This window comes from Rhodanobacter sp. T12-5, assembly GCF_008329435.1.
Classification (GTDB): Bacteria; Pseudomonadota; Gammaproteobacteria; order Xanthomonadales; family Rhodanobacteraceae; genus Rhodanobacter.
Genome location: NZ_NPKN01000002.1, coordinates 555,854 through 580,017 on the forward strand (window position 1 = coordinate 555,854; position 24,164 = coordinate 580,017).

The 24,164-nt window shown below is 65.9% G+C and carries 23 protein-coding genes; 10 read left to right on the plus strand and 13 right to left on the minus strand.

All coding sequences use genetic code 11. The features are described from left to right. Nucleotides 1-138 precede the first annotated feature (138 nt). From CIW53_RS06685 to CIW53_RS06695, 3 genes are read left to right on the plus strand one after another with little or no spacing between them, the layout of a single operon-like run. Nucleotides 139-2,388 carry a TonB-dependent receptor gene (locus tag CIW53_RS06685; RefSeq protein WP_242451798.1) on the plus strand — a complete coding sequence of 750 codons (2,250 nt, stop codon included), beginning with the start codon at nucleotides 139-141 and terminating at the stop codon, nucleotides 2,386-2,388. A 7-nt stretch (nucleotides 2,389-2,395) separates the two neighbouring features. Next, complete coding sequence (locus CIW53_RS06690) at nucleotides 2,396-3,556, plus strand: sialidase family protein (RefSeq protein ID WP_149363898.1); 1,161 nt, start codon at nucleotides 2,396-2,398, stop codon at nucleotides 3,554-3,556. Further along, on the plus strand, nucleotides 3,553-4,011 hold the full coding sequence (locus CIW53_RS06695; protein WP_149363899.1) for a hypothetical protein: 459 nt from the start codon (nucleotides 3,553-3,555) through the stop codon (nucleotides 4,009-4,011). Before CIW53_RS06690 ends, CIW53_RS06695 begins: the two co-directional genes overlap by 4 nt. A gap of 106 nt (nucleotides 4,012-4,117) precedes the next feature. On the opposite strand, the gene CIW53_RS06700 is transcribed toward CIW53_RS06695, so the two are convergent. The 3 genes from CIW53_RS06700 to CIW53_RS06710 form a co-directional block, all read right to left on the minus strand. Further along, nucleotides 4,118-5,113: an isoaspartyl peptidase/L-asparaginase gene (locus tag CIW53_RS06700; RefSeq protein ID WP_149363900.1), complete on the minus strand. Its 996-nt coding sequence runs from the start codon at nucleotides 5,111-5,113 to the stop codon at nucleotides 4,118-4,120. A 194-nt stretch (nucleotides 5,114-5,307) separates the two neighbouring features. Continuing rightward, nucleotides 5,308-6,828, minus strand: a complete 1,521-nt coding sequence (locus CIW53_RS06705; protein ID WP_149363901.1) for a M56 family metallopeptidase — start codon at nucleotides 6,826-6,828, stop codon at nucleotides 5,308-5,310. Continuing rightward, entirely contained in the window at nucleotides 6,815-7,186 is a 372-nt protein-coding gene (locus tag CIW53_RS06710) for a BlaI/MecI/CopY family transcriptional regulator (protein ID WP_149363902.1), read from the minus strand. Before CIW53_RS06710 ends, CIW53_RS06705 begins: the two co-directional genes overlap by 14 nt. A gap of 166 nt (nucleotides 7,187-7,352) precedes the next feature. On the opposite strand from CIW53_RS06710, the gene CIW53_RS18050 reads away from it, so the two are divergent. Beyond that, nucleotides 7,353-8,714 carry a 3-oxoacid CoA-transferase gene (locus CIW53_RS18050; RefSeq protein WP_149363903.1) on the plus strand — a complete coding sequence of 454 codons (1,362 nt, stop codon included), beginning with the start codon at nucleotides 7,353-7,355 and terminating at the stop codon, nucleotides 8,712-8,714. 319 nt (nucleotides 8,715-9,033) lie between these two features. Here the strand turns inward: CIW53_RS18050 and CIW53_RS06720 are convergent, their stop codons facing one another. The 3 genes from CIW53_RS06720 to CIW53_RS06730 all read right to left on the minus strand — a co-directional run bounded on the left by CIW53_RS06720 (nucleotide 9,034) and on the right by CIW53_RS06730 (nucleotide 11,530). Then, on the minus strand, nucleotides 9,034-10,050 hold the full coding sequence (locus CIW53_RS06720) for a HAMP domain-containing sensor histidine kinase (protein ID WP_149363904.1): 1,017 nt from the start codon (nucleotides 10,048-10,050) through the stop codon (nucleotides 9,034-9,036). A 28-nt stretch (nucleotides 10,051-10,078) separates the two neighbouring features. After that, nucleotides 10,079-10,810 carry a response regulator transcription factor gene (locus CIW53_RS06725; protein WP_149363905.1) on the minus strand — a complete coding sequence of 244 codons (732 nt, stop codon included), beginning with the start codon at nucleotides 10,808-10,810 and terminating at the stop codon, nucleotides 10,079-10,081. Nucleotides 10,811-10,918: 108 nt separating this feature from the next. Then, complete coding sequence (locus CIW53_RS06730) at nucleotides 10,919-11,530, minus strand: arylesterase (RefSeq protein ID WP_149363906.1); 612 nt, start codon at nucleotides 11,528-11,530, stop codon at nucleotides 10,919-10,921. On the opposite strand from CIW53_RS06730, the gene CIW53_RS06735 reads away from it, so the two are divergent. Genes CIW53_RS06735 through CIW53_RS06745 form a run of 3 tightly spaced genes read left to right on the plus strand, consistent with a single transcriptional unit; the run spans nucleotide 11,529 to nucleotide 15,884 of the window. Next, a complete protein-coding gene (locus CIW53_RS06735; protein ID WP_149363907.1) occupies nucleotides 11,529-12,230 on the plus strand; it encodes an ATP-binding cassette domain-containing protein in 702 nt (233 codons plus the stop codon). The genes CIW53_RS06730 and CIW53_RS06735 overlap by 2 nt on opposite strands. Beyond that, complete coding sequence (locus CIW53_RS06740) at nucleotides 12,227-14,710, plus strand: FtsX-like permease family protein (protein WP_149363908.1); 2,484 nt, start codon at nucleotides 12,227-12,229, stop codon at nucleotides 14,708-14,710. The genes CIW53_RS06735 and CIW53_RS06740 overlap by 4 nt, the downstream gene beginning before the upstream one ends. A gap of 49 nt (nucleotides 14,711-14,759) precedes the next feature. Beyond that, complete coding sequence (locus tag CIW53_RS06745; protein WP_149363909.1) at nucleotides 14,760-15,884, plus strand: SLC13 family permease; 1,125 nt, start codon at nucleotides 14,760-14,762, stop codon at nucleotides 15,882-15,884. A gap of 74 nt (nucleotides 15,885-15,958) precedes the next feature. On the opposite strand, the gene CIW53_RS06750 is transcribed toward CIW53_RS06745, so the two are convergent. Further along, nucleotides 15,959-16,732, minus strand: coding sequence for a DUF4097 family beta strand repeat-containing protein (locus CIW53_RS06750; RefSeq protein WP_149363910.1), 774 nt, complete (start codon nucleotides 16,730-16,732; stop codon nucleotides 15,959-15,961). A 141-nt stretch (nucleotides 16,733-16,873) separates the two neighbouring features. Between CIW53_RS06750 and CIW53_RS06755 the strand changes: the two genes are divergently transcribed. Next, nucleotides 16,874-17,386, plus strand: a complete 513-nt coding sequence (locus tag CIW53_RS06755; protein WP_149363911.1) for a hypothetical protein — start codon at nucleotides 16,874-16,876, stop codon at nucleotides 17,384-17,386. Between the two features lie 51 nt (nucleotides 17,387-17,437). Here CIW53_RS06755 and mazG read toward each other — a convergent pair whose 3' ends face one another. The 5 genes from mazG to CIW53_RS06780 all read right to left on the minus strand — a co-directional run bounded on the left by mazG (nucleotide 17,438) and on the right by CIW53_RS06780 (nucleotide 21,352). Further along, nucleotides 17,438-18,250 (minus strand): nucleoside triphosphate pyrophosphohydrolase, encoded by an 813-nt coding sequence (gene mazG / locus CIW53_RS06760; RefSeq protein WP_149363912.1) that lies wholly within the window; start codon nucleotides 18,248-18,250, stop codon nucleotides 17,438-17,440. Nucleotides 18,251-18,341: 91 nt separating this feature from the next. Next, nucleotides 18,342-19,154 carry a 3'(2'),5'-bisphosphate nucleotidase CysQ gene (cysQ, locus tag CIW53_RS06765; RefSeq protein WP_149363913.1) on the minus strand — a complete coding sequence of 271 codons (813 nt, stop codon included), beginning with the start codon at nucleotides 19,152-19,154 and terminating at the stop codon, nucleotides 18,342-18,344. Next, a complete protein-coding gene (nudE, locus tag CIW53_RS06770; RefSeq protein ID WP_149363914.1) occupies nucleotides 19,151-19,708 on the minus strand; it encodes an ADP compounds hydrolase NudE in 558 nt (185 codons plus the stop codon). The genes cysQ and nudE overlap by 4 nt, the downstream gene beginning before the upstream one ends. A 66-nt stretch (nucleotides 19,709-19,774) precedes the next feature. Continuing rightward, on the minus strand, nucleotides 19,775-20,551 hold the full coding sequence (locus tag CIW53_RS06775) for an inositol monophosphatase family protein (RefSeq protein ID WP_149363915.1): 777 nt from the start codon (nucleotides 20,549-20,551) through the stop codon (nucleotides 19,775-19,777). Nucleotides 20,552-20,566: 15 nt separating this feature from the next. Next, complete coding sequence (locus CIW53_RS06780) at nucleotides 20,567-21,352, minus strand: type II secretion system protein N (RefSeq protein WP_149363916.1); 786 nt, start codon at nucleotides 21,350-21,352, stop codon at nucleotides 20,567-20,569. Nucleotides 21,353-21,419: 67 nt separating this feature from the next. Here CIW53_RS06780 and CIW53_RS06785 point away from each other — a divergent pair, with 67 nt between their 5' ends. Continuing rightward, a complete protein-coding gene (locus CIW53_RS06785) occupies nucleotides 21,420-22,799 on the plus strand; it encodes an adenosylmethionine--8-amino-7-oxononanoate transaminase (RefSeq protein WP_149363917.1) in 1,380 nt (459 codons plus the stop codon). Nucleotides 22,800-22,817: 18 nt separating this feature from the next. Here CIW53_RS06785 and CIW53_RS06790 read toward each other — a convergent pair whose 3' ends face one another. Next, a complete protein-coding gene (locus CIW53_RS06790) occupies nucleotides 22,818-23,141 on the minus strand; it encodes a hypothetical protein (protein WP_149363918.1) in 324 nt (107 codons plus the stop codon). Nucleotides 23,142-23,314: 173 nt separating this feature from the next. On the opposite strand from CIW53_RS06790, the gene CIW53_RS06795 reads away from it, so the two are divergent. Further along, complete coding sequence (locus CIW53_RS06795; protein ID WP_149363919.1) at nucleotides 23,315-24,052, plus strand: 16S rRNA (uracil(1498)-N(3))-methyltransferase; 738 nt, start codon at nucleotides 23,315-23,317, stop codon at nucleotides 24,050-24,052. The last annotated feature ends 112 nt before the right edge of the window (nucleotides 24,053-24,164 follow it).

Below are 24,164 nucleotides of genomic sequence, written 5' to 3' on the forward strand. Positions count from 1 at the left end.
CTTCTCGCCCCTCGCTCCAACCGGGCACCTTTTGCCGTGCGCGTGCATCCCATGCCGACCACTGCGACAACCCGTCACCTGTCGTGCGCACCGTGGCGCACTATCCTTGCAACCCTAGATCCCCATCCAGAGTCTCGCTTGAAAGCCCCATCGCTCGGCCTTTGCACTGTGATCCTTGCCGTGTCCGGCGGTTCGTCGCTGGCAGCCGAACCCGCAACCGTCACCCTGGCCCCGATCTCGGTGCACGCCAGCGATTCCATGGTGATGGAAACGCCCAGCGTGCAGGTGCGCGTCACGCGGCGGAAGCTGCAACAGCAGAACGTCACCGAAAGCGCCGACGCGCTGAAGTACGCGCCGAACATGATGGTGCGCAAACGCTATATCGGCGATCCGAACGCGGTGATCAGCGGCCGCAACGCCGGCACCCTGCAGAGCGCACGCAGCCTGGTCTACGCCGACGGCCTGCTGCTTTCCAACCTGATGACCAATGGCTGGGATGGCGCGCCGCGCTGGGGCATGGTCGCGCCCGGCGAGATCGGCGCGGTCGACATTCTGTACGGCCCCTACTCCGCGCTTTACCCCGGCAACTCGCTGGGCAGCACGGTGCTGATCCACACCGTATTGCCGCAGCGACTCACCGCCAGCGCCAGCAGCCAGTTCTTCAGCCAGGACTATCGCGACGCCTATGGTGCGGGCGGCCACTACGACGGCCACCGGATGGCCGCCACGCTGGGCAACAAACAGGGCCGCTGGAGCTGGCTCCTCGAATACAGCCGACTCGACAACCACGGCCAGCCGATGCAGTACGCCACCGCCAAGGCCGGCGGCGATCCGGCGCTCGCCGTTCCGGTCAGCGGTGCCACGCCGGACCGCAACCCGAACGGCACGCCACGGCTCGTCTACGGTGCCAACAGCATCGAGCACACCGTGCAGGACCAGGCCAAGCTGAAGCTCGGCATCGACTTGACCGACCAGGTCGCGGCGCTGCTCACCGTCGGCTGGTGGCACAACCGCGCCGAAGACCGCACCCGCAGCCTGATCCGCGATGCCGCTGGCAACCCGGTCGCTGGCGGCGTGATCAGCGCCGCCGGACAGACCTGGACCCTGCCGGCCAGCGGCCTGACACCTTCCTCGGCCACCGACACGCACATGCTGTACGGCATCGAATTGAACGGCCATCTCGACAACGGCTGGCGCTGGACCGCGGTGGCCAGTCATTACGATTTCCTGCGCTCGCTGGCAGCCACGGCCCGCCTGGCCGAACCCGGCATTCCCGTGAACGGCCCCGGCACCATCGCCGACAAGGCCGGCTCCGGCTGGGACACGCTCGACCTGCGCAGCTCCGGCCCGCTCGGCGATCGGCACATGCTGTACGCCGGCGTGCATGGCGATCGTTACCTGCTGGACACCCGCGTGCGCAACGCCAGCCACTGGCTGGGCGATGCCGATGGCGGCCGCCTCAGCGCGTTCGCCGGGCGCAGCCAGACCCGCGCAGCGTATCTGCAGGATGTGTGGAGTTTCGCCGACGCCTGGGCGCTGACCCTGGGCGGGCGGCTGGAACAATGGCGCGCCTACGGCGGCCTGCTCGCCAACGCCAGCAGCACGCTCCGCTACGCGGACCGCCAGCGTACCGACTTCTCGCCGAAAGCGGCCTTGAGCTGGGATTTCGCCGACGGCTGGGAGCTGCGCCTGGCGCACGGCAAGGCGGTGCGCTACCCGACCGTGGCCGAACTGTTCCAGGGCACCATCGCCGCCAATGCGATCGTCAACAACAACCCCGCGCTCAAGCCCGAAATCGACCAGGCCACCGACCTCACCCTGAACCGTCGCCTGAGCCACGGCCACTGGCGCATTTCGCTGTTCGAGGATCGCATCGCCGACTCGCTCTACTCGCAGACCGACATCACCGTCACCCCCACCGTCACCAGCGTGCAGAACATCGACCGCATGCGCAGCCGCGGCATCGAAGGCGAGATCAGCCTGACGGACGTCTGGACGTCCGGACTCGACCTGCAAGCCAGCCTCGCCTTCAACGACGCAAAGACACTGGATGATCGGCAATACCCGCGCGCCAACGACAAATACTTTCCGCGCATCCCGAAAATTCGCGCCAGCGTGTTCGCCGACTATCGCTTCGCGCCACAATGGGACGCCTCGCTCGGCATCCGCCATTCGGGGCGCCAGTACGGTTCGCTGGACAACAGCGACTACGTGGACAGCTACGGCGCCGTGAGCAGCTTCACCGTGGCCGATGCGAAGCTACGCTGGAAATTTTCGCCGGGCTGGAGCGCTGCGTTCGGCGTCGACAACCTCACCGACGAACACTACTGGGTCTACCATCCCTACGCCGGCCGCACCTGGTTCGGCGAGCTGCGCTGGGAGCTGTGAGGAAATCATGCGTCGCCTGCTGATCATCCTGCTGTGCCTGTTTCCACTGCCCCTGCTCGCCCATGACGGCATGCACATGCCCAAAGGGCCCGAACTCGGTGCCAGCGCCGCGTTCGACAGCCACGGCCGGCTGTGGCTGGTGGACGCGGCGGATGGCCATGTTCGGTTGCGCCACTCCGATGACGACGGTCGCACCCTGAGCGCGCCGGTCGAGGTGAACGCCACGGCCGAACGCATCTACGCCGAAGGCGAGAATCGCCCGAAGATCGCGTTCGGCCCGCACGATGAAATCTACGTGAGCTGGTCGCAGCCGCGTGCGCAACCTTGGACCGGGTTCGTGCGCTTCGCCCGCTCGCTGGACGGCGGCGAACACTTCAGCAAGCCGCTCACCGTGCATCACGACCGTGCCGAAATCACCCATCGTTTCGATGCGCTCGCGGTGGACGGCCACGGCCGCATCGTGATCGCGTGGATCGACAAGCGCGACGTGATCGCCGCCACCGCCCACGGCAAGCCCTACCTCGGCGCCGCGGTCTACTACAGCTGGTCGGACAATGGCGGCCGCAGCTTCGTGCCCGAGCGCAAGCTGGTCGACCAGAGTTGCGAATGCTGCCGTATCGCGCTGGCGCGTACGCCCGGTGGTGATGTCGCCGCGTTCTTCCGCAGCGTCTACGGCGACAACATCCGCGATCACGCCTATGCCGTGCTGCATACGGACGACCAGCCCGGCCATGCTACTCGCGCCACGTTCAGCGACTGGCAGATCGCCGGCTGCCCGCACCACGGCCCCGGCCTGGCGATCGGCAGCGACGGCGTCCGCCATGCGGTGTGGTACGAAGCCAAGGACAAACCCACGATCCATTACGGCCAGCTCGACCCCGGCCAGCCGCCGCAGCATTCGTTGGTGATGGCCGGCCCCGGCGCCAGCCACGCCGATGTGGCTGTGCACGATCGCACGGTGTGGGTTGTCTGGAATCAGGTCGGTGCCGACGGCTACGCGCTGATGCTGCGCCGCTCGACCGACAACGGCAGGCAGTTCGATGCCGCCCGCGAGATTGCCCGCAGCAGCGGCGCGGTCGCCTCGCCGCAACTGTTGCAGAAGCAGGGTCGTGCGTTCGTCGCCTGGAACACCGCGAGCGGCTTCCGCCTGGTCGAGGTTCCGCGATGAAATGGCTGCCGATCGTGCTCGCGATGCTGCTGCCCGCGCTCGGCGTGGCCGGCACGCTGCAACCCTTGACCGCCGCCGATGTGCCCGCATTGTTGCGACCGCCGGCACATGGCGAGCGCATCATCGCGCTATGGGCGCTCGACTGCGCCTATTGCGAACCGAATCTCGAAGCACTGGCGGCGCTGCAGCGCGCCCATCCGCAGTCGACCGAGCTGGTCATCGTGGCCACCGACAGCATCGAACTGCATGCGGCGATCGAAGCGCGCCTGCGAGGGATGAAAATGGACGTCTATCCGACACGCGCTTACGCCGAAGCCTCGCCCGAACACCTCAACTTCCTGCTCGACCCGAGCTGGGGCGGCGAAACACCGCGCATACTGGTGATCCGCGCCGACGGCAGCCGGCTGGGCATCAGCGGCGCACTGACACCGACGCAGCTGCACAAGCTGCCATAGCGTCCCGAGCTTCTGTGGGAGCGGCTTCAGCCGCGATGCTCTTGAATGATCGACATTGGCGGGAAAAGCATCGCGGCTGAAGCCGCTCCCACAACGAAACCCATCATCAAGGCTGGGCGATGCTGCCGGCCGGCGCCGGCATCTCGGCGGTGCCGTCGTCCTCGTCGCCGTAGATCGCCACGTGCGGCACGCCATCGGCACCGATCCAGCCACGGTACATGCCGTCGGTGTTGAACGGGATCGAGATATGGCCTTGTGCGTCCAGTGCGATCGCGCCGCCGTTGCCGCCCATCGACGGGATCTCCTGATTGATCACCTCGGCGGCGGCCCGCTTCAGCGGCACACGCATCTGGGTGACCTTCATGCAGATCTCGTGTGCGGCCACGGTGCGCAGGTAGAACTCACCCCAGCCGGTGCCGGATACCGCACAGCCGGAGTTCGCGTAGGTACCGGCGCCGATGACCGGCGAGTCGCCGATGCGGCCCCAGCGCTTGTCGGTCATGCCGCCGGTGGACGTGCCGGCAGCCAGATGACCTTGCGCATCCAGCGCCACCGCACCGACCGTGCCGAAATGTTTGGCCGTCTCGACGTCCGCATGCGGCTGCTTCGCGGCGTCCTCCTTCAACGCCTTCTGCAACTGCTGCCAGCGCTCCTCGGTGCGGAAATACGATGGATCGACCAGCGGCATGCCGACACTCTGTGCGAACGCCTCGGCACCGGCCCCGGACAACATCACATGCGGCGACTGCTCCATCACCGCACGCGCCAGCAGGATCGGGTTCTTCACACGCTGCACCCCGGCCACCGCGCCGGCACGCAAGGTGTAGCCATCCATGATCGCCGCATCCAGCTCGTTCTTCCCGTCATGAGTGAACACCGCACCCTTGCCGGCGTTGAAGTTCGGATCGTCCTCCAGCACGGTGAGCGCCGAAGCCACCGCATCCAGCGCCGACTTGCCTGCTTTCAGCTTGGCATAACCCTCCTGCAAAGCCTGGGTCATGGCGGCGCGCACCGCTTTTTCCTTCGGCGGCGTCATGTCATGCCGGATCACCCCGGCACCGCCGTGGATCACCAACACGGGTGCAACAGCGGCCTGGCTCATGGCGGAGATTCCGAGGGTGGCAAGGGCAACGAACAACTGGCGCGACTTCACAGCACTCTCCCGATCGGTGACGGGGCGAGTATAGCCAGCCTCCCTGCCTGCTTCGGAACGAACGTTACCCTGATGCCGTCGAACTCGCCTTCATGCCCGAAGTGAATGCAATGAACTGCAAGGTATCCGCTGCAGGCCCCGTCTTAGAAATTGCCGGACAGCGGCCTGGAGGCATCCAGCACGTCCGGATTGACCAGCACCACGCCGCCGCGATCGGCCACCAGCCTGGCGACTTGGCGCGCCGAACCGGCCAGGTGATTGAACGTAATGGTCGAGGACGACATGGGTCGGTTGAATATCGGCGCCGCAGGCGACGCCCTGGTGGATTCCTTCATCCCATAACAACCCATCGACGGGGTCATGGCGAGCTTGATGGTGTTGTCTTCAAGCTTTTCATGCTGTTTGCCCTCCATGATCTGCCCAAACACGATCGTCGCCTGCTGCCCCGGCATCGTGCGCACGATCGGCTTGCCCGACTCCTCCCGCACCGCGCCGTCACCACGGTCGAAACGGGTGTCGATCTGCGAGCGGATCTCGATCTGGCCCTTCGCTGCAGCCGATACCGCAAACCGGCCCTTCCACGTGAATTTGCCCGTGGCGGAGTCCGCCCCGTTCACATCGACGTGTTCGTTTGGTCTCAGGCAGTAGCTGAGCTGCCGCGAGCCCGGACGGCCACCCATGACCGCATCGATCTTCAGCGTGTAGTGATCGGCCGTGCCCGTCGCGGCCTGGGGCGACGGCGTCGCGGCATACACCAGGCCGGATAGTCCGACGGCAACCAAGGCAACGAGAACACCGCCGGCACGCCGGCGAAAGAGATCGGGCTGTTTCCGTTTCAACATGGCAATACGCTCCGTAACGGGATGACGCGGTGACCAGGGACAGCCCACTGGCAGGGCAAACGCGGCCGACTGGGTCTTCAACATCGCATTCGCATAACTGCGCCGCTGCCCGCCGTGTTGGCGCAGCACGGCGGCATCGCAGGCCAGCTCCTGGTCGTGGCGCAGCGCAGCCAGCGCCCACCATCCCAGCGGATGGAACCAGAAAATGGCGGCGACGAATTGCCCCAGCAGACACCACCAGCCATCGCCACGACGCGCGTGGGTCGCTTCATGGGCGAGGATCAAGGCCTGCTCGACAGCGTCATAGCGGCGCTCGAAATCCGCTGGCAACACGATGCGGCTGCGCCATGCACCCACCAGTGCAGGGCCGACATCCGTGCTGATGGCGCGCAGCACCGGCCGGCACGAGCGCACCCCCGCCACCGGCATGGCACCGCGCAAATGGACGCGGTAACGCGACTGCGCGAGCGCAGCCAGCAGCAGGCTGCCAGCCGAACCCGCCAGCCAAAGCAGCGCGGCGAAGACGCGCCAGTCGACAGCAGTCGCCGCCGCGGTGGTCGTCGGCAACGTGACTGCCGCCGCGGTGATCGTGGACACCACCGAGGGCAGCACGCTGACCGGCGCCATCGCCGCGTGCGGCAGCTGGCTGGCCAGCAGCGCCAGCGGCGGCAGCAGCCACAGCTGGAACGCACGTTCGGTACCGAACAGGCGGCGGCACGGCCGGCGCAGCGCAGCTGCCACCAGCACCGCGGCGGTGAACGCGAGGATGAGCAGCCAACCGCGGCCAAGCCAGTCGATCCCGGCCCATTCAATGCTGTTCATCGTCGAGCTCCTGCAGCAGCTTGCGCAGTTCGGCGATGTCCTTCTTCGACAGCTTGCGCTGTTCGGAGAAGTGCGCCACCAGCGGTGCCACGCGACCGCCGAACAGGCGGTCGAGCAGACCCTTGCTTTCCTGCTGGATGTACTGCTCGCGCTTCAGCAGCGGCGTATAGAGATAGCGGCGGCCTTCACGCTCGGCATGTACCGCCTTTTTCCTGAGCAGGCGGTTGAGCAGGGATTTCACCGTGCCCTCCTGCCAGTTCTGCGTCGGACCGACTTCGGCGAGGATGTCCTCGGCCGTGCGCGGCGCTTCGCGCCACAGCACGTCCATGACCACTGCTTCGGCTTCGCTGATTGCCATGAGGCACCGTTTACACGTGTAAGTGAAATGATGTTTACATGCGTAAGCGATAACGTCAAGGCCCTGCTCTGGGCCGGTATCCATCGCTTGCGAACCTGGCGCAAGGCCAGCGGATGCCAAACCGTCGTATCCTTGTCAGCTGACTCTCCACGAGAAAGGCACGGCAATGGACAAGGTTTACCCGAGCGCCACGAAAGCCCTAGATGGCCTGTTGTTCGATGGCATGACGATCGCGGCCGGCGGCTTCGGCCTGTGCGGCATCCCCGAGAACCTGATCGGCGCGCTGCTCGAAGCAGGCACGAAGGATCTGACCATCGTCGGCAACAACGCCGGTGTGGACGATTTCGGCATGGGTCCGCTGCTGAAGACGCATCAGGTGAAGCGCGTGTATGCGTCGTACGTGGGCGAGAACAAGGAGTTCGAGCGGCAGACGCTGGCTGGCGAACTGGAACTGCATTTGACGCCGCAGGGTACCCTGGCCGAGAAGCTGCGCGCCGGCGGCGCCGGCATCCCCGGTTTCTACACGCGCACCGCGTTCGGCACCAAGCTGGCCGAGGGCAAGGAGACCAAGATGTTCGGCGGCAAGGAATACGTGCTGGAGGAATCCATCACGGCCGACCTGTCGATCGTCAAGGCGTGGAAGGGCGACGCGCACGGCAACCTGGTGTTCCGCGAGACCGCGCGCAACTTCAATCCGATGATCGCCACCTGCGGCAAGTACTGCGTGGCCGAGGTGGAACACCTGGTGCCGGTCGGCGAGCTGGACCCGAACAACATCCACGTGCCGGGCATCTACGTCGACCGCATCGTGCAGGGCGCGAAGTACGAGAAGCGGATCGAGTTCCGCACCATCGCCGGCGTGGCTGCCGGCAAGGAAAGCCCGACCCGCGTGGCGATGGCCAAGCGCGCCGCGCAGGAGCTGCAGGACGGCTTCTACGTGAACCTGGGGATCGGCATTCCGACCATGGTGGCGAACCACATTCCCGACGGCGTCAACGTCACCCTGCAGTCGGAGAACGGCCTTCTCGGTATCGGTCCGTTCCCGACCGAGGACCAGCTCGACCCCGACCTGATCAACGCCGGTAAGCAGACCATCACCACCCTGCCCGGCTCCAGCTTCTTCTCCAGCGCCGACTCGTTCGCGATGATCCGAGGCGGCCACATCGACCTGTCGATCCTGGGCGGCCTGGAGGTCTCCGCGCACGGCGACCTGGCCAACTGGATGGTGCCGGGCAAGATGGTCAAGGGTCCGGGCGGCGCGATGGACCTGGTCAGCGGTGTCAAGCGCGTGGTGGTGCTGATGGAGCACAACGCGAAGGACGGCTCGCCGAAGATCAAGGACGCCTGCGACCTGCCGCTGACCGGCAAGCAGGTGGTCGACCTGATCATCACCGACCTGTGCGTGTTCAAGGTCAACAAGGGTGAAGGGCTGGTGCTGATCGAACTCAACGACGGCGTCAGCGTGGATGACGTGACCGCGAAGACTGGCTGCGCCTTCAGCGTGGACCCGTCGCTGCGGCAGGAATGAAAGACTGCGGGACGACAGGCTGTCAAGCCGGCCACGCGACCACGTCGAGGGCATGGCGAGGGCAATGGCGAGGGCATGGCGAGGGCATGGATGCCCGAGTTGAGGCAACGCAGGAGCGGTTGCCCGATGCCCGACGTTGGGGCAACGCAGGAGCAGTTGCCCGATGTCCCGGCGTGAATCGACCAGCAAGCCCCTGATTCATCTGAGCGAGTCCGGACCCGTGGATCCGCGCGATTGAGAAAAACCGCAGGAAGCGGTTTTTTCACGGACTCTGGGACACCCGGAAAGGAACGGTCACGCCGCACCGTGACGACCGGCCCTACGAAGACGGCTCAGGTACGGCCGCCGGCAGCGGGCACGGAAACCGGATGCGGGCGATGTTTTCCTGCCCAGGGCGGGTCTGCAACTCCAACGGCCAGCCGTAGCGATCGCTGATGCGCTGGGCAATGGCCAGTTCAAAACCATGACGATCGGCACCAGGCACCCGCAATGCCTGCGGATTTTCACCGGACAGATGCGGATCGGCGTGATTGCGCACACTGATCATCCCGGGCAGGACGCTGATCAGCACATTGCCCTGCTCGGTTTGCTGGCAGGCGTTGCGGATCAATTGCCAACACAGCACGGAGAAAGCCTGCGTCGAGCCCTCCAGCGAAAATCGCGCCGGCTCGTCCAGCAACAGCTCGATCGGTCGCCCGACCAGCAACTCTCGCGCCGATTCCAGCTCCCGCCGCAATACGTCGTTGGCGACGAAGACCTGGTTCTCGGTCGCGCCATCCGCCTCCCGCGCGAGCAAAAGCAAGGCCTCGACCAGTACTTCCATCTCGCGTGTGGCGCGTTTGATCCTGCGCACCGAGCGCCCGCCAAAGTCGCTCAGCCCGTCCTCTTCCATCAGCATGTCAATCGACATCTTGATGACGGTGAGCGGGCTGCGCAATTCGTGGCTGGCGTCGCGGGTGAAGTTGCGTTCACGCTGGTTGTAACCGGCGATGCGCGTGGCAAATCCGTGGAGCCCCCGCGCCAGCGAGGCGACGTCCGCGTCGGTGCGGGTGGGCAACTGTTCCAGCTGCAGGGCGTCCGGATCGGGGTGCTGACCGTCCCAGTGATTGACCAGCTTGGCCAAGGCACGCACCGGCCGCCATTCGCGGCGGGTGGCGGCCCATGCGAGCATCGTGGTGAGCGCGATCAACGCGATCATCACGGTGGTCGGCGTCTGGAAACGGTCACCCAGAATGCAGATGGCCGCCACAATCGCCAGTTGCAAACCGAACACCCACGCTATGCGCCGCCGGAAGGCTCCCACACGAAAAATGACTTCGTTGACCCTGCTATCCATTACATGTTCATACCAACTGGATGCGATATCAGGCTGTCTGGCTCGTCGAGGCGACTTCCGATTCGAGATCTGCCAGGCGATAACCGGCGGAGTGAATGGTGTGCAGCAGCGGCCGCGCGAAGGGCTTGTCGATCACCCTGCGCAGATTATACAAATGCGATCGCAGCGTGTCCGAGTCGGGCAATGTATCGCCCCAGATCTCGCGCTCGATATCGCGCCGGCTCACCACCCGCGGCGACTCGCGCATAAGGATCGCAAGCAGCTTCAGGCCGATCGGCGAAACAGTCAATTCTTCGCCTTCGCGCGTCAGTCGCAGCGTGGCGGTATCCAGCGTCATGTCGCCAACCGTGAGCACCTCGGTCGATACCTGCCGACGATCGCGGCGGATCAACGCGCGCAGGCGCGCTTCCAGCTCGCGCACTTCGAACGGTTTCACCAGATAATCATCGGCCCCGGCCTCGAGCCCGAACAGCTTGTCGTCCAATGTGTCGCGTGCCGTCAGCATCAGCACCGGCGTGGACTTCTTGGCGTCCTTGCGCAATTTGCGGCACACCTCCAGACCGTCCAACCCGGGCAGCATCAGATCCAGCACGATCACGTCGTAACTGTTGGATACGGCAAGGTGCAGCCCACTGACGCCATCGGCGGCGTAATCGACCGAATAACCGCGTCGCTCCAGAAACTCGCCGACCATTTCGGCGATCTGGCGGTTGTCCTCGACCAGCAGAATCAGGCCCGCTTGTTCGTCATGTAGAGTCATAACGTTCTCACCTCGTTGGCTTCACATATGTGAAGCCTAATCGTGGGAGGAGTGAGGCTGGCGTGAAAAAGCGTTCCTTGATTCAGAATCCATTGTTTTTTCGGGCTTTCAATCCAGCAATGGACGCAGCGGCTCCCATACGTTGTTCAGCACCTTCTCCTCCGCACTGGCCACGGGGTGCAGGCCATCATCCTGCATCAACGCGGGGTCGAGCGCGATGCCGTCGAGCAGGAATGGCACCAGCGACGTGTGCAGAGTGCGCGCCAGATCCACGTAGATGGCGCGCAGACCGTCACGATACTGCGGTCCGTAGTTCACCGGCAATTCGATGCCGATCAGCAACACCCGCACCTTCGCATGCTGTGCCACCTTGATCATGGTGGCCAGGTTTTCACGCAGGGCCGGCAACGGCAATCCGCGCAAGCCGTCATTGGCGCCCAGTTCGAGTATCAGTACCGAAGGCCGGTATTTCCGCAGCAGTCCTGGCAGTCGGTTGCGTCCGCTCAGCGAAGTTTCCCCGCTGATGCTGGCATTGATCGCTGTCCACTTCGGCACCATCTTGCCCAGACGTGCATCGAGCAGGTTCACCCAGCCCGACTCCACCGGTATGTTGTGCGCGGCAGACAGCGAATCACCCAGCACCAGTACGGTTTTCGGCGGCGCCGCCTGGGCACTGCCGATGCCACCCAGGAATATCAACAGCCACAGGCATCGACGCATGAGTGATTCTTCCCGGCCTCTTCTTGAAGCCTGCGATGTTAGCAAGTCCGTCACCGGTCCCGAGGGGAAGCTGGAAATCCTGGGCAAGGTCAGCCTCCAGATCCAGCCAGGCGACAGCTTCGCCATCGTCGGCGCCTCCGGTTCCGGCAAGACGACCCTGCTCGGCCTGCTGGCCGGCCTTGACACGCCGGACAGCGGCAGCATCACCCTGGACGGCCACGCCCTGGAACTGCTGGACGAAGAAGCGCGCGCCGACCTGCGCCGGCGCCTGGTCGGTTTCGTGTTCCAGTCGTTCCACCTGCTTCCGGCCCTCACCGCCGAGGAAAACGTCATGCTGCCGCTGGAACTGGAGGGCGTCAGAGCGGCGCGCGAACGCGCTCGCGAAGCGCTCGATGCCGTAGGACTGGGTTCGCGACGCCGGCACTATCCTGCCCAGCTTTCCGGCGGCGAGCAGCAGCGTGTGGCGATCGCCCGCGCGTTCGTGCACGGCCCCCGCGTGCTGTTCGCCGACGAGCCCACCGGCAACCTGGACCAGCGCACCGGTCATCACGTCTGCGACCTGCTGTTCGCACTGAACCGCGACCACCACACGACCCTGGTGCTGGTTACCCACGATGCAACCCTGGCCTCGCGCTGCGATCGCCAGATCGAACTGGAAGAAGGCCGTGTGGTGGGTTCCGGCATCGGCGTGCCGGCATGAGGATGTTGTTGCTGGCCCTTCGCAGCTTGCGTCGCGAATGGCATTTGCCCGAGTTGCGCACGCTGGCCGCGTCACTGGTGCTGGCGGTGGTCGCGCTGGGCGTCGTCGCCACGCTGGCGACGCGAATCGAGCGCGGCATGCTCGCCAGCGCCGCCGAATTGATCGGCGGCGACATCGGGCTGTCGTCGCCGCAGACCGCGCCGGATGCATTCATCGACAAGGCCCGTCAGTTCGACCTGAAGATCGCGCAAACGGCTGGCTTTCCCAGCGTGGCGTTCGCCCATCAGCAGACCCAGTTGCTCGACGTGTTGGCCAGCGGCCCGCACTACCCGCTGCGCGGCACGCTGGAGTTGCGTGACGCGGCGGGACACGCGCGCAACGGCCACGCGCCGGCCGCCGGCGAGGTCTATCTGGATCATCGCGCACTGGTGGCGTTGAACCTCAAGGTCGGCCAACCGCTGCAGCTGGGCGGGCGTGAACTGACGATTGCGGCCGAACTCGTGCGTCAGCCCGATGGCGGCCAGCTGCTGGCGTTGGCGCCGCGCGCGTTGATGAACATCGCCGATGCCGAACAGGCCGGCCTGCTTGGGGTCGGCAGCCGCGCCCGTCATCAGCTGCTGCTGGCGGGGGCTCCGGCCGCGGTCCAGGGATGGCGCGACTGGGCGCAAACCGCCTCGCTGCCGCAGGGCGCGACGTTGATCACTCCGGAACAGACCCGTGAGCGCATGCGTTCGTCGTTCGATCGGGCTGGTGCCTTCCTGCGCCTGACCGCGTTGCTGTCGGCACTGCTCGCCGGCATCGCGATCGCGTTGTCCGCGCAACGCTACGCCCGGCGCAAGACCTCCGAAGTCGCGCTGCTGCGCGCGCTGGGCACCTCGCGCCGGCGCGTGCTGGGCCTGCTGCTCGGCACCCTCGGCGCTCTCGCGCTGCCCGCCGCGACGCTCGGCCTGTTGTTGGCACTGGGGCTGTCGCAACTGGCCTGGATGTTCGCCAGCCAGTTGTTCGGCAGCGTGCCGACGGTGCTGCCATTGGCACCCTCGTTCGCCGCCGCGGCGATGGGCATCGCCGTGCTCGCCGGTTTTGCGCTGCCGCCGCTGGTGCGGCTGGCCGAGGTGTCGCCGGTGGCGGTATTTCGCCAGAGCGTGACGCGTCGGGTACGCCGCTTCGATGTGTTGTATCTGGTGCCCGTACTGGTTGCGCTTGGGTTGATCTGGAGCCAGAGCAGTTCGCTGCAACTGGCCGGCATCCTCGCCGCCAGCCTGCTCGGCGTGGCGGTGGTGGCCGCACTGCTGGCCGCTGTGCTGTTGTGGATGGCGCGGCGCGTTGCGCCCGGCGCGCACCCGGCGCTGCGCCTGGGTCTTGCCGCACTGGCGCGCCGGCGCACGCTGAGCCTGATCCAGGCCACCGCACTCAGCCTCGGCCTGTGCGCGCTGCTGCTGCTCGCGATCGTGGCGCCAGCCCTGCTGCAGGGGTGGCGACAGGAGCTTCCGGCGGATACGCCGAACTGGTTCGCACTGAACCTGCAAGACGATCAGCGCGCGGGTTTCGAGCAGGCGCTCGCCGGCATCGGCGGCGACCAGCTCAACATGTTGCCGTTGGCAGTGGGCAAACTCACCGCGATCAACGGCGCACCGATCGACCAGTTGCATTTCGCCGACGAACGCGCGAAGGACTGGGCCGACCGGCAACTGCGGCTGTCTTGGGCCGGCGCGTTGCCGCCGTCCAACCAGGTGATTGCGGGCCAGTGGCATGGCGCCCGCCCGGCGCAGGCGGAAGTGTCGATCGACACCATGTGGCGCGACATGTTTGCGCTGAAGGTGGGTGACACTCTGCGTTTCAATGTCGGTGAGCGCAGCATCGATGCCCGCGTCGGCAGCATTCGCAAAGTCGACTGGAGCTCGTTCCGGGTCAACTTCTTCCTGCTGCTCGATCCGGCCCATGCCGGCGATCTTCCGCACACCTGGCTGGCGAGTTTTCACCTGTCGCGCGGGCACGCTGCGGGACTGGCCCGGCTGTCGCGCGATTACGGCAACCTCAGCCTGGTCGACGTCGATTCGTTGCTCGACCGCGTGCGCGAGATCGTCGACCGCGTCGGCAACGCGGTGCGCTGGATCCTCGGTTTCAGCCTGCTCGCAGGCGCGCTGGTGCTGGCCGCCGCACTCGCCGCCAGCGCCGCGGAACGCCGGCACGAAGCGGCGCTGCTGCGCACGCTGGGCGCACGGCGCTCGCAACTGCGCATCGCCGCCGCCTGCGAATTCGCCCTGCTGGGCCTGGTCGCCGGCCTGACCGCCGCGCTCGGCGCCGCTGGCGCCGGGTTGTGGCTGGGTCACGCGGTGTTCCACATCGACGGGTTCGTGCCGCCGCTGTGGCCGCTCGTGCTTGCCGCGTTGGGGGCTGCCCTTGTGGTGATGCTGCTGGGGCTGGCCGGCACGCGCAAGGTCATTCGCACGCCGCCGATGCGGCTGTTGCGCGAAGGCTGAGAGTGCCCGGCTGATAAAGTACGAGGACATCACCCCGCCGGCCCACCCGATGATTGCAAGTCGCCCGTACCAGCAGCGCCTCAAGGATGAATGGCTGCTGGTGCTGTTCGCGGTGCTGGCCATCGCGCTGGCCTTGCTCGATCCGCAGCCGCCGGCAAGCTATCGGCGCTGGTTGCAGCTGCCCACGCTGGCCGGACTGATGGGTTTGCTGATCGCGATCCAGGGCATTCGCGACAGCGGCCTGGTGCAGCACGCCGCCGTGGCGCTGGTGGCGCGGGCGCATTCGCTGCGCAGCCTCGGGCTGTTGCTGGTGACCGCGACGGCGTTGCTGTCGATGGTGCTGACCAACGACGTGAGCCTGTTCCTGATCGTGCCGTTGACGGTGGCGATCGGCGGCATCTCGAACCTGCCGGTGTTGCGCATGGTGGTGCTGGAAGCGCTGGCGGTGAACGCGGGCTCCACGCTGAGCCCGATCGGCAATCCGCAGAATCTTTTGCTGTGGCAGCACTCGTCGATGCCGTTCCTGCATTTCGCGGCGGCGATGTTTCCTGCCGCGGCGGTGATGTTCTTGTTGGTGGCAGCGTTCACGTGGCTGTGGCTTGCATCCGGTCGAATCGAACTGACCCCGGACAAGATCAATGATCGGGCAACGTCCAACCGGCTCGGCGCATGGTCGACTGCCGCGCTGGTCGGCATGGTGCTGTTGATGGAACACCACCAGGCACCGCTGGGTGCCGCGTTGCTGCTGGTGCTGTTCGCGTTGCTGGCACGATCGAGTTTGGCGAGGATCGACTGGCTGCTGTTGCTGACTTTTGCGGCGATCTTCCTTGGCCTGGGACATTTCGCCGAGCTGCCGCTGGTGCAGACCCTGCTGGCTCGCATCGACTTCAGCCAGCCACTGGTCTTGTACGTCAGCGGCATCGTCGCCTCGCAGCTGATCAGCAATGTGCCGGCGACGGTGTTGCTGCTCGAGCGCACGCCTGATGCGATCGCACTGGCGGTCGCAGTGAATGTGGGCGGCTTCGGGGTGGCCATCGGTTCGCTGGCGAACCTGATCGCACTGCGCCTGGCGAGACAGCCGCACGGCTTGCGGCTGCTGCACCTGGTATCGATTCCGTTCCTGCTGGTGTGCGCGCCGCTGGTGTACGTGGCCTGGCGCTGGACCACCGGGTAGGAGCGCCCTGTACGCGATGTATTCGTCGCGTCACGAAAACATCGCGCTCAAGGTGCGCCCCTGCAAAGCCGTTTTCAGTCGTCGTCGCGCGGCACGTTGACCTTGCCCTTGATGCCGGAATGATTGACGTCGCCGCTGCCCTTGGCGCCGAGGCTGAAATCGCCGGTGACGTCGCTCGCGGTGAGGTCGCCCGAACCCAGCGTATCGGCGTGCACGCTGCCGCCGACCGTGCGCAGGGTGACATCACCCGAGCCGATGCTGCCGATCCGCGCATCACCCTTGATGCCGTCCGCCTTGAAGTCGCCGGAACCCACCGAGCCCAGGTCCAGGCTGCCGATGTCGGTCGCATCCACGTCGCCCGAACCCACGCTGGTGGCGAACTTGCCGGCTATGTGACGCACGTGCAGATCGCCCGAGCCGACGTTGCTTTGCAACTGCTGCACCCCGCTGATGTCGGCATCGCCGGAACCCACGCTCACGCTCACCGGCAGGTTCGCCGGCAACTGCACGGTGGCTTCGAGATTCGCGTAGGAGCTGCCGAACAGGTTCAACGAGAAGTGGTTGCTACCGCCGATATCGAGCAGCAATTGATCAGCCTCGCGATGCTGGGTGATCTGCAGCTGATCCAGCGTCGCCTGGTCCGAAGCGCAGGCACGACCGGTCAGCGTGAGGCCCTTGGCGCCGACGCCTCCGGTGAGATGCAGGTCGTGACTGTGCAGCTCGATCTGCACGGCGCGCACGCCAGCCAGATCGAGCTGCAAGTTGCGCGGCGCCTCGTACTTGCACGAACTGGCGGCGGATGCGGCGAACGGTGCAAGCAGCAGGGTTGCGATGAAAAGGCGACGCATGGGTGACTCTCCTCGGGTTGTCGACAAGCTTCAGATGCCGTTGCCGGCAAAAAGGTTGCAAGCGTGACCGGCGCATGAACGCCCATGTCAACGTTGCGATGGCGGGCACGTTTTTGCAACCACACCCCAAGGAGACACACCATGCATCGCAAAACCCTGCTTGCTTCCGCGCTGGCCGTGCTGATGGCCGGATCGGCCTCGTTCGTGCTGGCCCAGAGCGCGCCGCCGCCAGCACCGGCGTCCACCCATGCAACGATGGGCAAGGACATGCGCGCCGCACGGCACCACGACCACGGCGACCGCGGTCACGACATGCACCGGCGCGGCTTCGGAGATCAGCGAGGCGGCGTGATCGGCGACCTGCATGCACTGGAGAAGCTGTACATGCAAGCCGGCCGCAGCAAGGAGCTGGCGTCGCTGTACAACGATGTGCTGGCCAAGTCGCAGAACCCGCATGTCCGCGACTATGTCTATCGGCGTCTGGCACGCCTGCAGGCGCAGCCGACCAATGTGGATCAGGCGATCGCCACGTTGCGCAAGGGACTGGACGAAAGCCTGGCGAACGAGAGCAAAATGCGCGCCGAGCGGGAACAGATGCGTGCCACCTGGCAGCAGCGCCATGCCGATGCCTCACAGCCGGGGGCGAACAAGTAAGCCGCAAGGTTGCCGCGCGACCTGCGCGATGGCCTCGCCCATCGCGCAGGTTCAGGCCTCGCGCTCAAGCCGCTTGGCACGCCGCCACAGTTGTTCCTGCTCGTCCAGCGTACGCTCGTCGAACCTGCCACCCTCCGCAGTGGCCAGGTTTTCCATCTGCCGGAAGCGCCGCTCGAACTTCGCGTTGGCATGCCGCAGCGCCTGCGAGAAATCGATGCCGGCATGGCGCGCCAGATTCACCATCACGAACAAGACGTCGCCCATCTCGTCCTCCAGCCGCGCCGGATCGGCGCCGTTGGCGAATTCGGCACGCACCTCATCCACCTCCTCGACCAGCTTGGCCAGCACCGGCTGCGGGTCGGGCCACTCGAAACCCGCGCCGGCCGCGCGCTGCTGCAGCTTCGATGCGCGCTTCCATTCCGGCAGTCCCGCCGAGATCCCTGCCAGCGCGCTGTCGTCGGCCAACTCTCCCTTGTCCGCGCGCTCGGCCGTCTTGATGTCCTCCCACGCACGTTTCTGTTCATCGAGATCGGCATAGCGAACGTCGCCGAATACGTGGGGGTGGCGGCGCCGCATCTTGGCGCTGATCGCGTGAGCGACGTCGGCAAAATCGAACAGCCCTTGTTCGGCCGCCATCTGCGAGTGGAACACTACCTGCAGCAGGAGGTCACCCAGCTCATCGCGCAGGTCGTGCCAGTCGCGACGATCGATCGCATCGGCCACCTCGTAGGCCTCCTCGATCGTGTATGACGCGATGGAGGAAAAATCCTGTTGCACGTCCCACGGACAACCGCACTCGGGATCGCGCAGTCGCCCCATGATCGCGAGGAGGTCGTCGAGGCTGTATCGGGCTGAGTCGTTCATGTCGCGAACATTCCATCAATATTGGAACCCTCCTCCCCCCTGGGAAGAAGGTAGGAATGAGAGGCCACCATCGCGACACCCTCCCTCGAAATCAGCTTTGCGCCGCCCGCAACCGTGCAGCCCAATCGACCGTCATGTCACCGACCGCGATGAACTCCGGATTGATCACCGACTCGCCACGGTTGTAGGTGAATGGACGTCCGTTCAGGTCCAGCACCGCACCGCCGGCCTGCTCCAGGACGCATTGTGCGGCGGCGGTGTCCCACTCGCTGGTGGGCCCCAGGCGCAAATAGACGTCCGCCGCACCGCGCGCGATCAGGCAGAATTTCAATGAAGATCCGAGCGGCACCCGCTGGTGATCGCCGCCAATCAATGACGTCAGCAACCCATCCTGCGAGCCGCCGTGCGAACGACTGCCGGCCGCTATCGGCGGGCTGGCGAGCGCTCGCGTGCCGATTCGCTGCCAGTCGCCATCGGCCTGCGCCTGCAGCCACGCACCTTGCCCGAATTCGGCGACGTACAGTTCACCGGTCACGGGCGCCAGCACCACGCCAAGCACGCAGCGGTGCTGGTCGATCAGCGCGATGTTGACGGTGAATTCGCCGTTGCGCTTGACGAATTCGCGGGTGCCATCGAGCGGATCGACCAGCCAATAGCGCGACCAGTGCCGCCGCTCGGACCAGGCCAGGGTGGCCGCTTCCTCCGATAGCACCGGCAAGGCCGGATGGAGTTTCGCAAGGGCGCTCACGATGACTTGCTGGGCAGCCAGGTCGGCAGCGGTCAGCGGTGATTCGTCCGCCTTGGTCTGCACCGCGAAATCGCTGTGGTAGATCGTCAGGATCGCCGCCCCGGCAGCCCGCGCGATGGCCCCGATCTCCCGCGCAAACCCGGGGACGGAACTCATGAGCGCTGGAACCGGCCGGCGAGGTACTCGCGCGCCATGAACAACGCGGCGATCGAACGCCCTTCGGTCACGTCGTCGCGACCGAGCAGCTTATGCAGCTCGGCCATCTTCCACGGCACCACCTCGAGCTCCTCCGGCTCGTCGCCGGCCAGCTTCTCGGGATACAGATCCTGCGCCAGCACCACATGCGCCATGTGCGTCATGTACGACGGCGACAGCGACAGGTTGTGCAGAATCTTCAGCGTGCGCGCACCGTAGCCGATTTCCTCCTTCAGCTCGCGCTCGGCGCCCTGCTCGGCGGTCTCGTCCTGATCGAGCCGGCCTTTCGGCAAGCCAAGCTCGTAACGACCGACGCCTCCGCCGTATTCGCGTACCAGCAGCACGGTGTCGTCGTCCAGCATCGGCACGATGATCACCGCGCCCAGGCCACTGCCCTTCAGCCGTTCATAGGTGCGCCGCACGCCGTTGGAAAACTCCAGATCGAGCTGTTCGACCTGCAGGAAGCGGCTGTCGCGGACGTCGCGGATGGCATGGACGATCGGTAATTTGCGCATCCATGCATTCTAACCGCGGCACGCGGGTCACGTGTCCGCAGGCGCATCGAAGCATGCCACCGGGCTTCAGCGACGCAGGCGGTGCAGCGCCCGCGCATGGATCGCGGGGGCGCCTGCCAGCACGCTGCGCGTATCGAGCGTGAGCGGCCCACCATCGAGATCGGTGAACACGCCACCGGCCTCGCGGACGATCACCGCCAGCGCAGCGATGTCGAGGATGTTCACGTCCGACTCGATCACCAGGTCGAGGCTGCCGCGCGCCAGCAAGTGGTAATGACAGAAGTCGCCGTAACCGCGGATGCGGTTGCAGTCGCGGATCAAGGCACCCAGCGCCTGCCACCGGGCGTCCGCGGTGAGCGTCCTGATGTTGCCGATGGAGATCGATGCCTGGTCCATCACCGCGGTATCCGTCACGCGTACGCGCTCGTCATCGAGCCATGCGCCGTTGCCGGCGCTGGCCCACATCGTCTCGCCGTAGACCGGGGCGCTGGACACGCCGAGCACCAGTTCGTCACCATCCATCAAGGCGATCTGGGTGGAAAAGAACGGCGTACGCCGTACGAAGCTCTTGGTGCCATCGAGCGGATCGACCAGCCACAACAGCCCGCCTCGCTCGCCCTCCAGGCCGAACTCCTCGCCATAGATGGATGCTTGCGGCAATGCCGCCTGCAGGATTCGCCGGATCGCCTGTTCGGCCTCGCGATCGGCAATGGTGACCGGGGTGGCGTCGGCTTTCAGCTCCACCTCGACACCGCGTCGCCAGTAATGTCGGATCACCTCCGCGGCGGCGGCGGCGGCATCGCGTGCGGCGGTCATGGCCAGGGTGGCGGTATCGGAGTTCATGCCTGTTTCGCGTCCTCAGTTTGACGGGGGCGCCGTCACGCCGGCCAAGCCGCCATGGCGCTGGATATGCACGCTGCCGTCAGCCGCTGGCGAACCCAACCCGGCCAGCCAGTGGCGCAACGCCTGGTCGGCAGTCTGTCGGGGATGCAGCACTGCGTCCAGTCGCCATCCCAGCGGACTGAGCTGCAGGTGGCCATCGACATGCAACGGACCATGCCCGTCATCCCGCAACCGGACCTGAATCACCCCATCTTGTGCCTGCGACTGTGCCCGCAACTCCCCCAGCGCCACGTCACCCGCGCGGGTATGCATGAGTGCGTGTCGCCATTGCGCATCGGCGTGCATCTGCAGCGGCCAGCCGCCTTGCAGCAGCACGCTCGTGATCGCCAGCTGCAATTCGCCGCGCGGTTGACCCCATGGCAACTGCACGGGCTCGCCCAGCGCATCGAACGCGGCATGCAGGCTGACGTCGCGCCACTCGACCTGACCTGCCGGCAGCGTCTGCATCGTGCCGGAGAAATCAAGCTGCGGTCCGTGGAATTCGAGTTGCAATCGCACTTGCCCAAACAGGGCTCGCCGCGACAACCGCCAATGCAGGTGTCCGAGCACGCGCCCGCCGGAACCCGTCACCCGGTCGGCCTGGCCATTCCAGAGCAGCCCATGCACCTCGCGCAGTTGAAGCCCGTGCAGTTGCGGTTCGATCCACGGCGCCACCCAGCGCGCCGGCAGGAACCACAGCAACAAGGCCGCCGCCAGCAGAAGCACGGCAAGGCCGAACAGGCTTTTTCGCAAATACTTCAAGACGCGGTTTCCAGGATGATGCCTGCGCAGGCTTGAGCGCCCGTCGCGCAACAACGATGATAGCCGGATGAACCATCCCGCAAGCAGCAACGCCGCGCTCGCCGCACGCGATCTGAAACACCTGTGGCACCCATGTACGCAGATGCACGACCACGACATCGCCGGCCAGGCCAGCGTGCCGATGGTACCGATCGTGCGAGGCGAAGGCGCCTGGTTGATCGATGCCGACGGCCGTCGTTATCTGGATGGCATCAGTTCCTGGTGGACCAACCTGTTCGGCCACGCCAATCCGCGCATCGCCGCCGCGCTCGCCGAGCAGGCGGGTTCGCTCGAACACGTCATCTTCGCCGGCTTCACGCATGAGCCGGCGATCGAGCTGGCGGAAGAACTGTTGCGTATCACGCCGCCCGGACTGGACCGCGTGTTCTACGCCGACAACGGTTCCGCAGCGATCGAAGTGGCGCTGAAGATGAGTTTCCACTACTGGCTCAACCAGGGACACGGCGAGAAGACCCGCTTCATTGCGCTCACCGGCAGCTATCACGGCGAAACCCTCGGCGCGCTGTCGGTCAGCGACGTGGCGTTGTACCGCAAGACCTATGCGCCGCTGCTGCTGACGCCCTTCCTGGCACCCTCGCCGGACGCATACGAAGGCGAGCCGGGTGAATCAGCCGAACAGGTCGCCACGCGCCGCCTCGCTGAGCTGCGCGCATTGCTGGAACGCCACGCGCACGAAACCTGCGCGGTGATCGTCGAGCCGCTGGTGCAATGCGCCGGCGGCATGCGCATGTATCACCCCAGTTACCTCAGCGGCCTGCGTGCCCTGTGCGACGAGTTCGCGGTGCATTTCATCGCCGACGAGATCGCGGTGGGTTTTGCGCGCACCGGCACGATGTTCGCATGCGAGCAGGCGAATGTGACACCGGATTTCATGTGCCTGTCGAAGGGTCTCACCGGCGGCTTCCTGCCGCTTTCGGCGGTGCTCACCACTGCCGGCATCTATGCGGCGTTCTACGCCGAACACCGCGCCGGCAAGGCGTTCCTGCATTCGCACAGCTACACCGGCAATCCGTTGGCCTGCCGCGTGGCGCTGGAGACGCTGGCGATCTTCCGCGACGAACCGGTGCTGGAACGCAACCGTGCCCTCGCCGCGCATCTGGATCGACGGCTGGCGCCGCTGCGAAGCCACCCGCACGTCGCCGACGTGCGCCAGACCGGCATGATCGCGGCGATCGAACTGGTGGCGGACAAGGCAACCCGGCGCCCATTCCCGGCCACGGACCGGCGTGGGCTGCGCGTCTACCTGCACGGGCTGCAGCAGGGCGTGCTGCTGCGCCCGCTTGGCGACGTGATCTATTTCATGCCGCCCTACGTGACCACCGCGCAGGAAATCGACCTGCTGGTCGACAGCGCCATCAGCGGCATCGAACTGGCCGTCGCAGGTTGAGCCTTCGTTGCTTGCCGGTCAGTGCCCGACACTGATGCTGGGATCGAGCGTCTGCAGCGCACGAGCATTGTTCTGCATGCCGGTGCGACGCAACTCTTCGGCGCTGTAGCTGCGTCCGGCAACCGGCAGGCACTCGCCCTTCTTTGCCGGAATCAGGCTGCCGGTATCACGCAGGCAGTTGCGATCGCCCGGCTTGGGAACCGGATGCGCAGTCGATGCCGACTGGGTGGCGGCGTGGTTGGTCTGCGCTTCAGCCACGGGTGCCGCACTCTGGGCGTCAGCCAGCGCACTGATGCCAAGACCGGTCAGCAATGCGCATATGGCGATGGATAGCTTGGACATGATGGCAACCTCGGGGGTTTCTGGGAGGTGCCTCCATGCTGCGCCGGTCGGGTCCGGCAGGCAATGGACCCGGCCTGGATATCTCGTTGGCATTCATCTTCCACGGACGCCGATACGGCCCGGCCATCCCTGCAGGGCTCGGTTATGCTACGGCTTTGCCGGTCATACGCTGCATGCGAAACATCCGTCTCCACGTCGCCCAACCGCTCGTCGAAGGCGCTGAAATTCCACTGCCGGCGCAGGCGGGCGAACACGCGACGCGGGTGCTTCGGCTGGTCGCCGGCGATCCGCTGAGCCTGTTCAATGGCGACGGCTGCGAATACCTGGCCGTCATCCTCGCGGTAGGCAAGCGCGAGGTGGTGGTACGGGTGCAAGGCCGGCGGGTACTGCATAACGAATCGCCGTTGTCGCTGACCCTGGCGCAAGGCGTCGCGCGTGGCGAGAAGATGGACATGATCGTGCAGAAGGCGACCGAACTGGGTGTTGTGCGGATCGTGCCGCTATTGACCGAACGTTCGGAGGTCAAGCTGGATGCCGCCCGCGCGGGGAAACGACTGGCGCACTGGCAAGCGGTGGCAGCCAGCGCCTGCGAGCAGAGCGGGCGCGCGCGCCTGCCCGAGATACTCCCCGCCTTGCCGTTGTCGGCATGGCTGGCCGACCTGGCTGACGATGGTGCATTGCGCCTGGCCCTGCTGCCCGAAGCAACCAACTCGCCGCGCGAGTTGCGCTTCGGCGCTGCCGGCGGGCTGCTGGTGATCGGCCCGGAAGGTGGCATCGGCGATCGGGATATCGACGCACTCACTGCTGCCGGCTTCAGCGGTTTGCGGCTGGGGCCGCGCATCCTGCGCACGGAGACGGCCGGACTGGCCGCATTGGCGGCGCTGCAGGCGATGCACGGCGATTTCCGGTAGGAACGTTCCAGGCGAAAAACGGCTGCGCCGGAAGCGCTTGCCGACCATGCCACCCGCTGAGACAGGAAATACGCAAGAGCACGCTGCAAGTGTTTGTCCTGCGCCGCCCGAA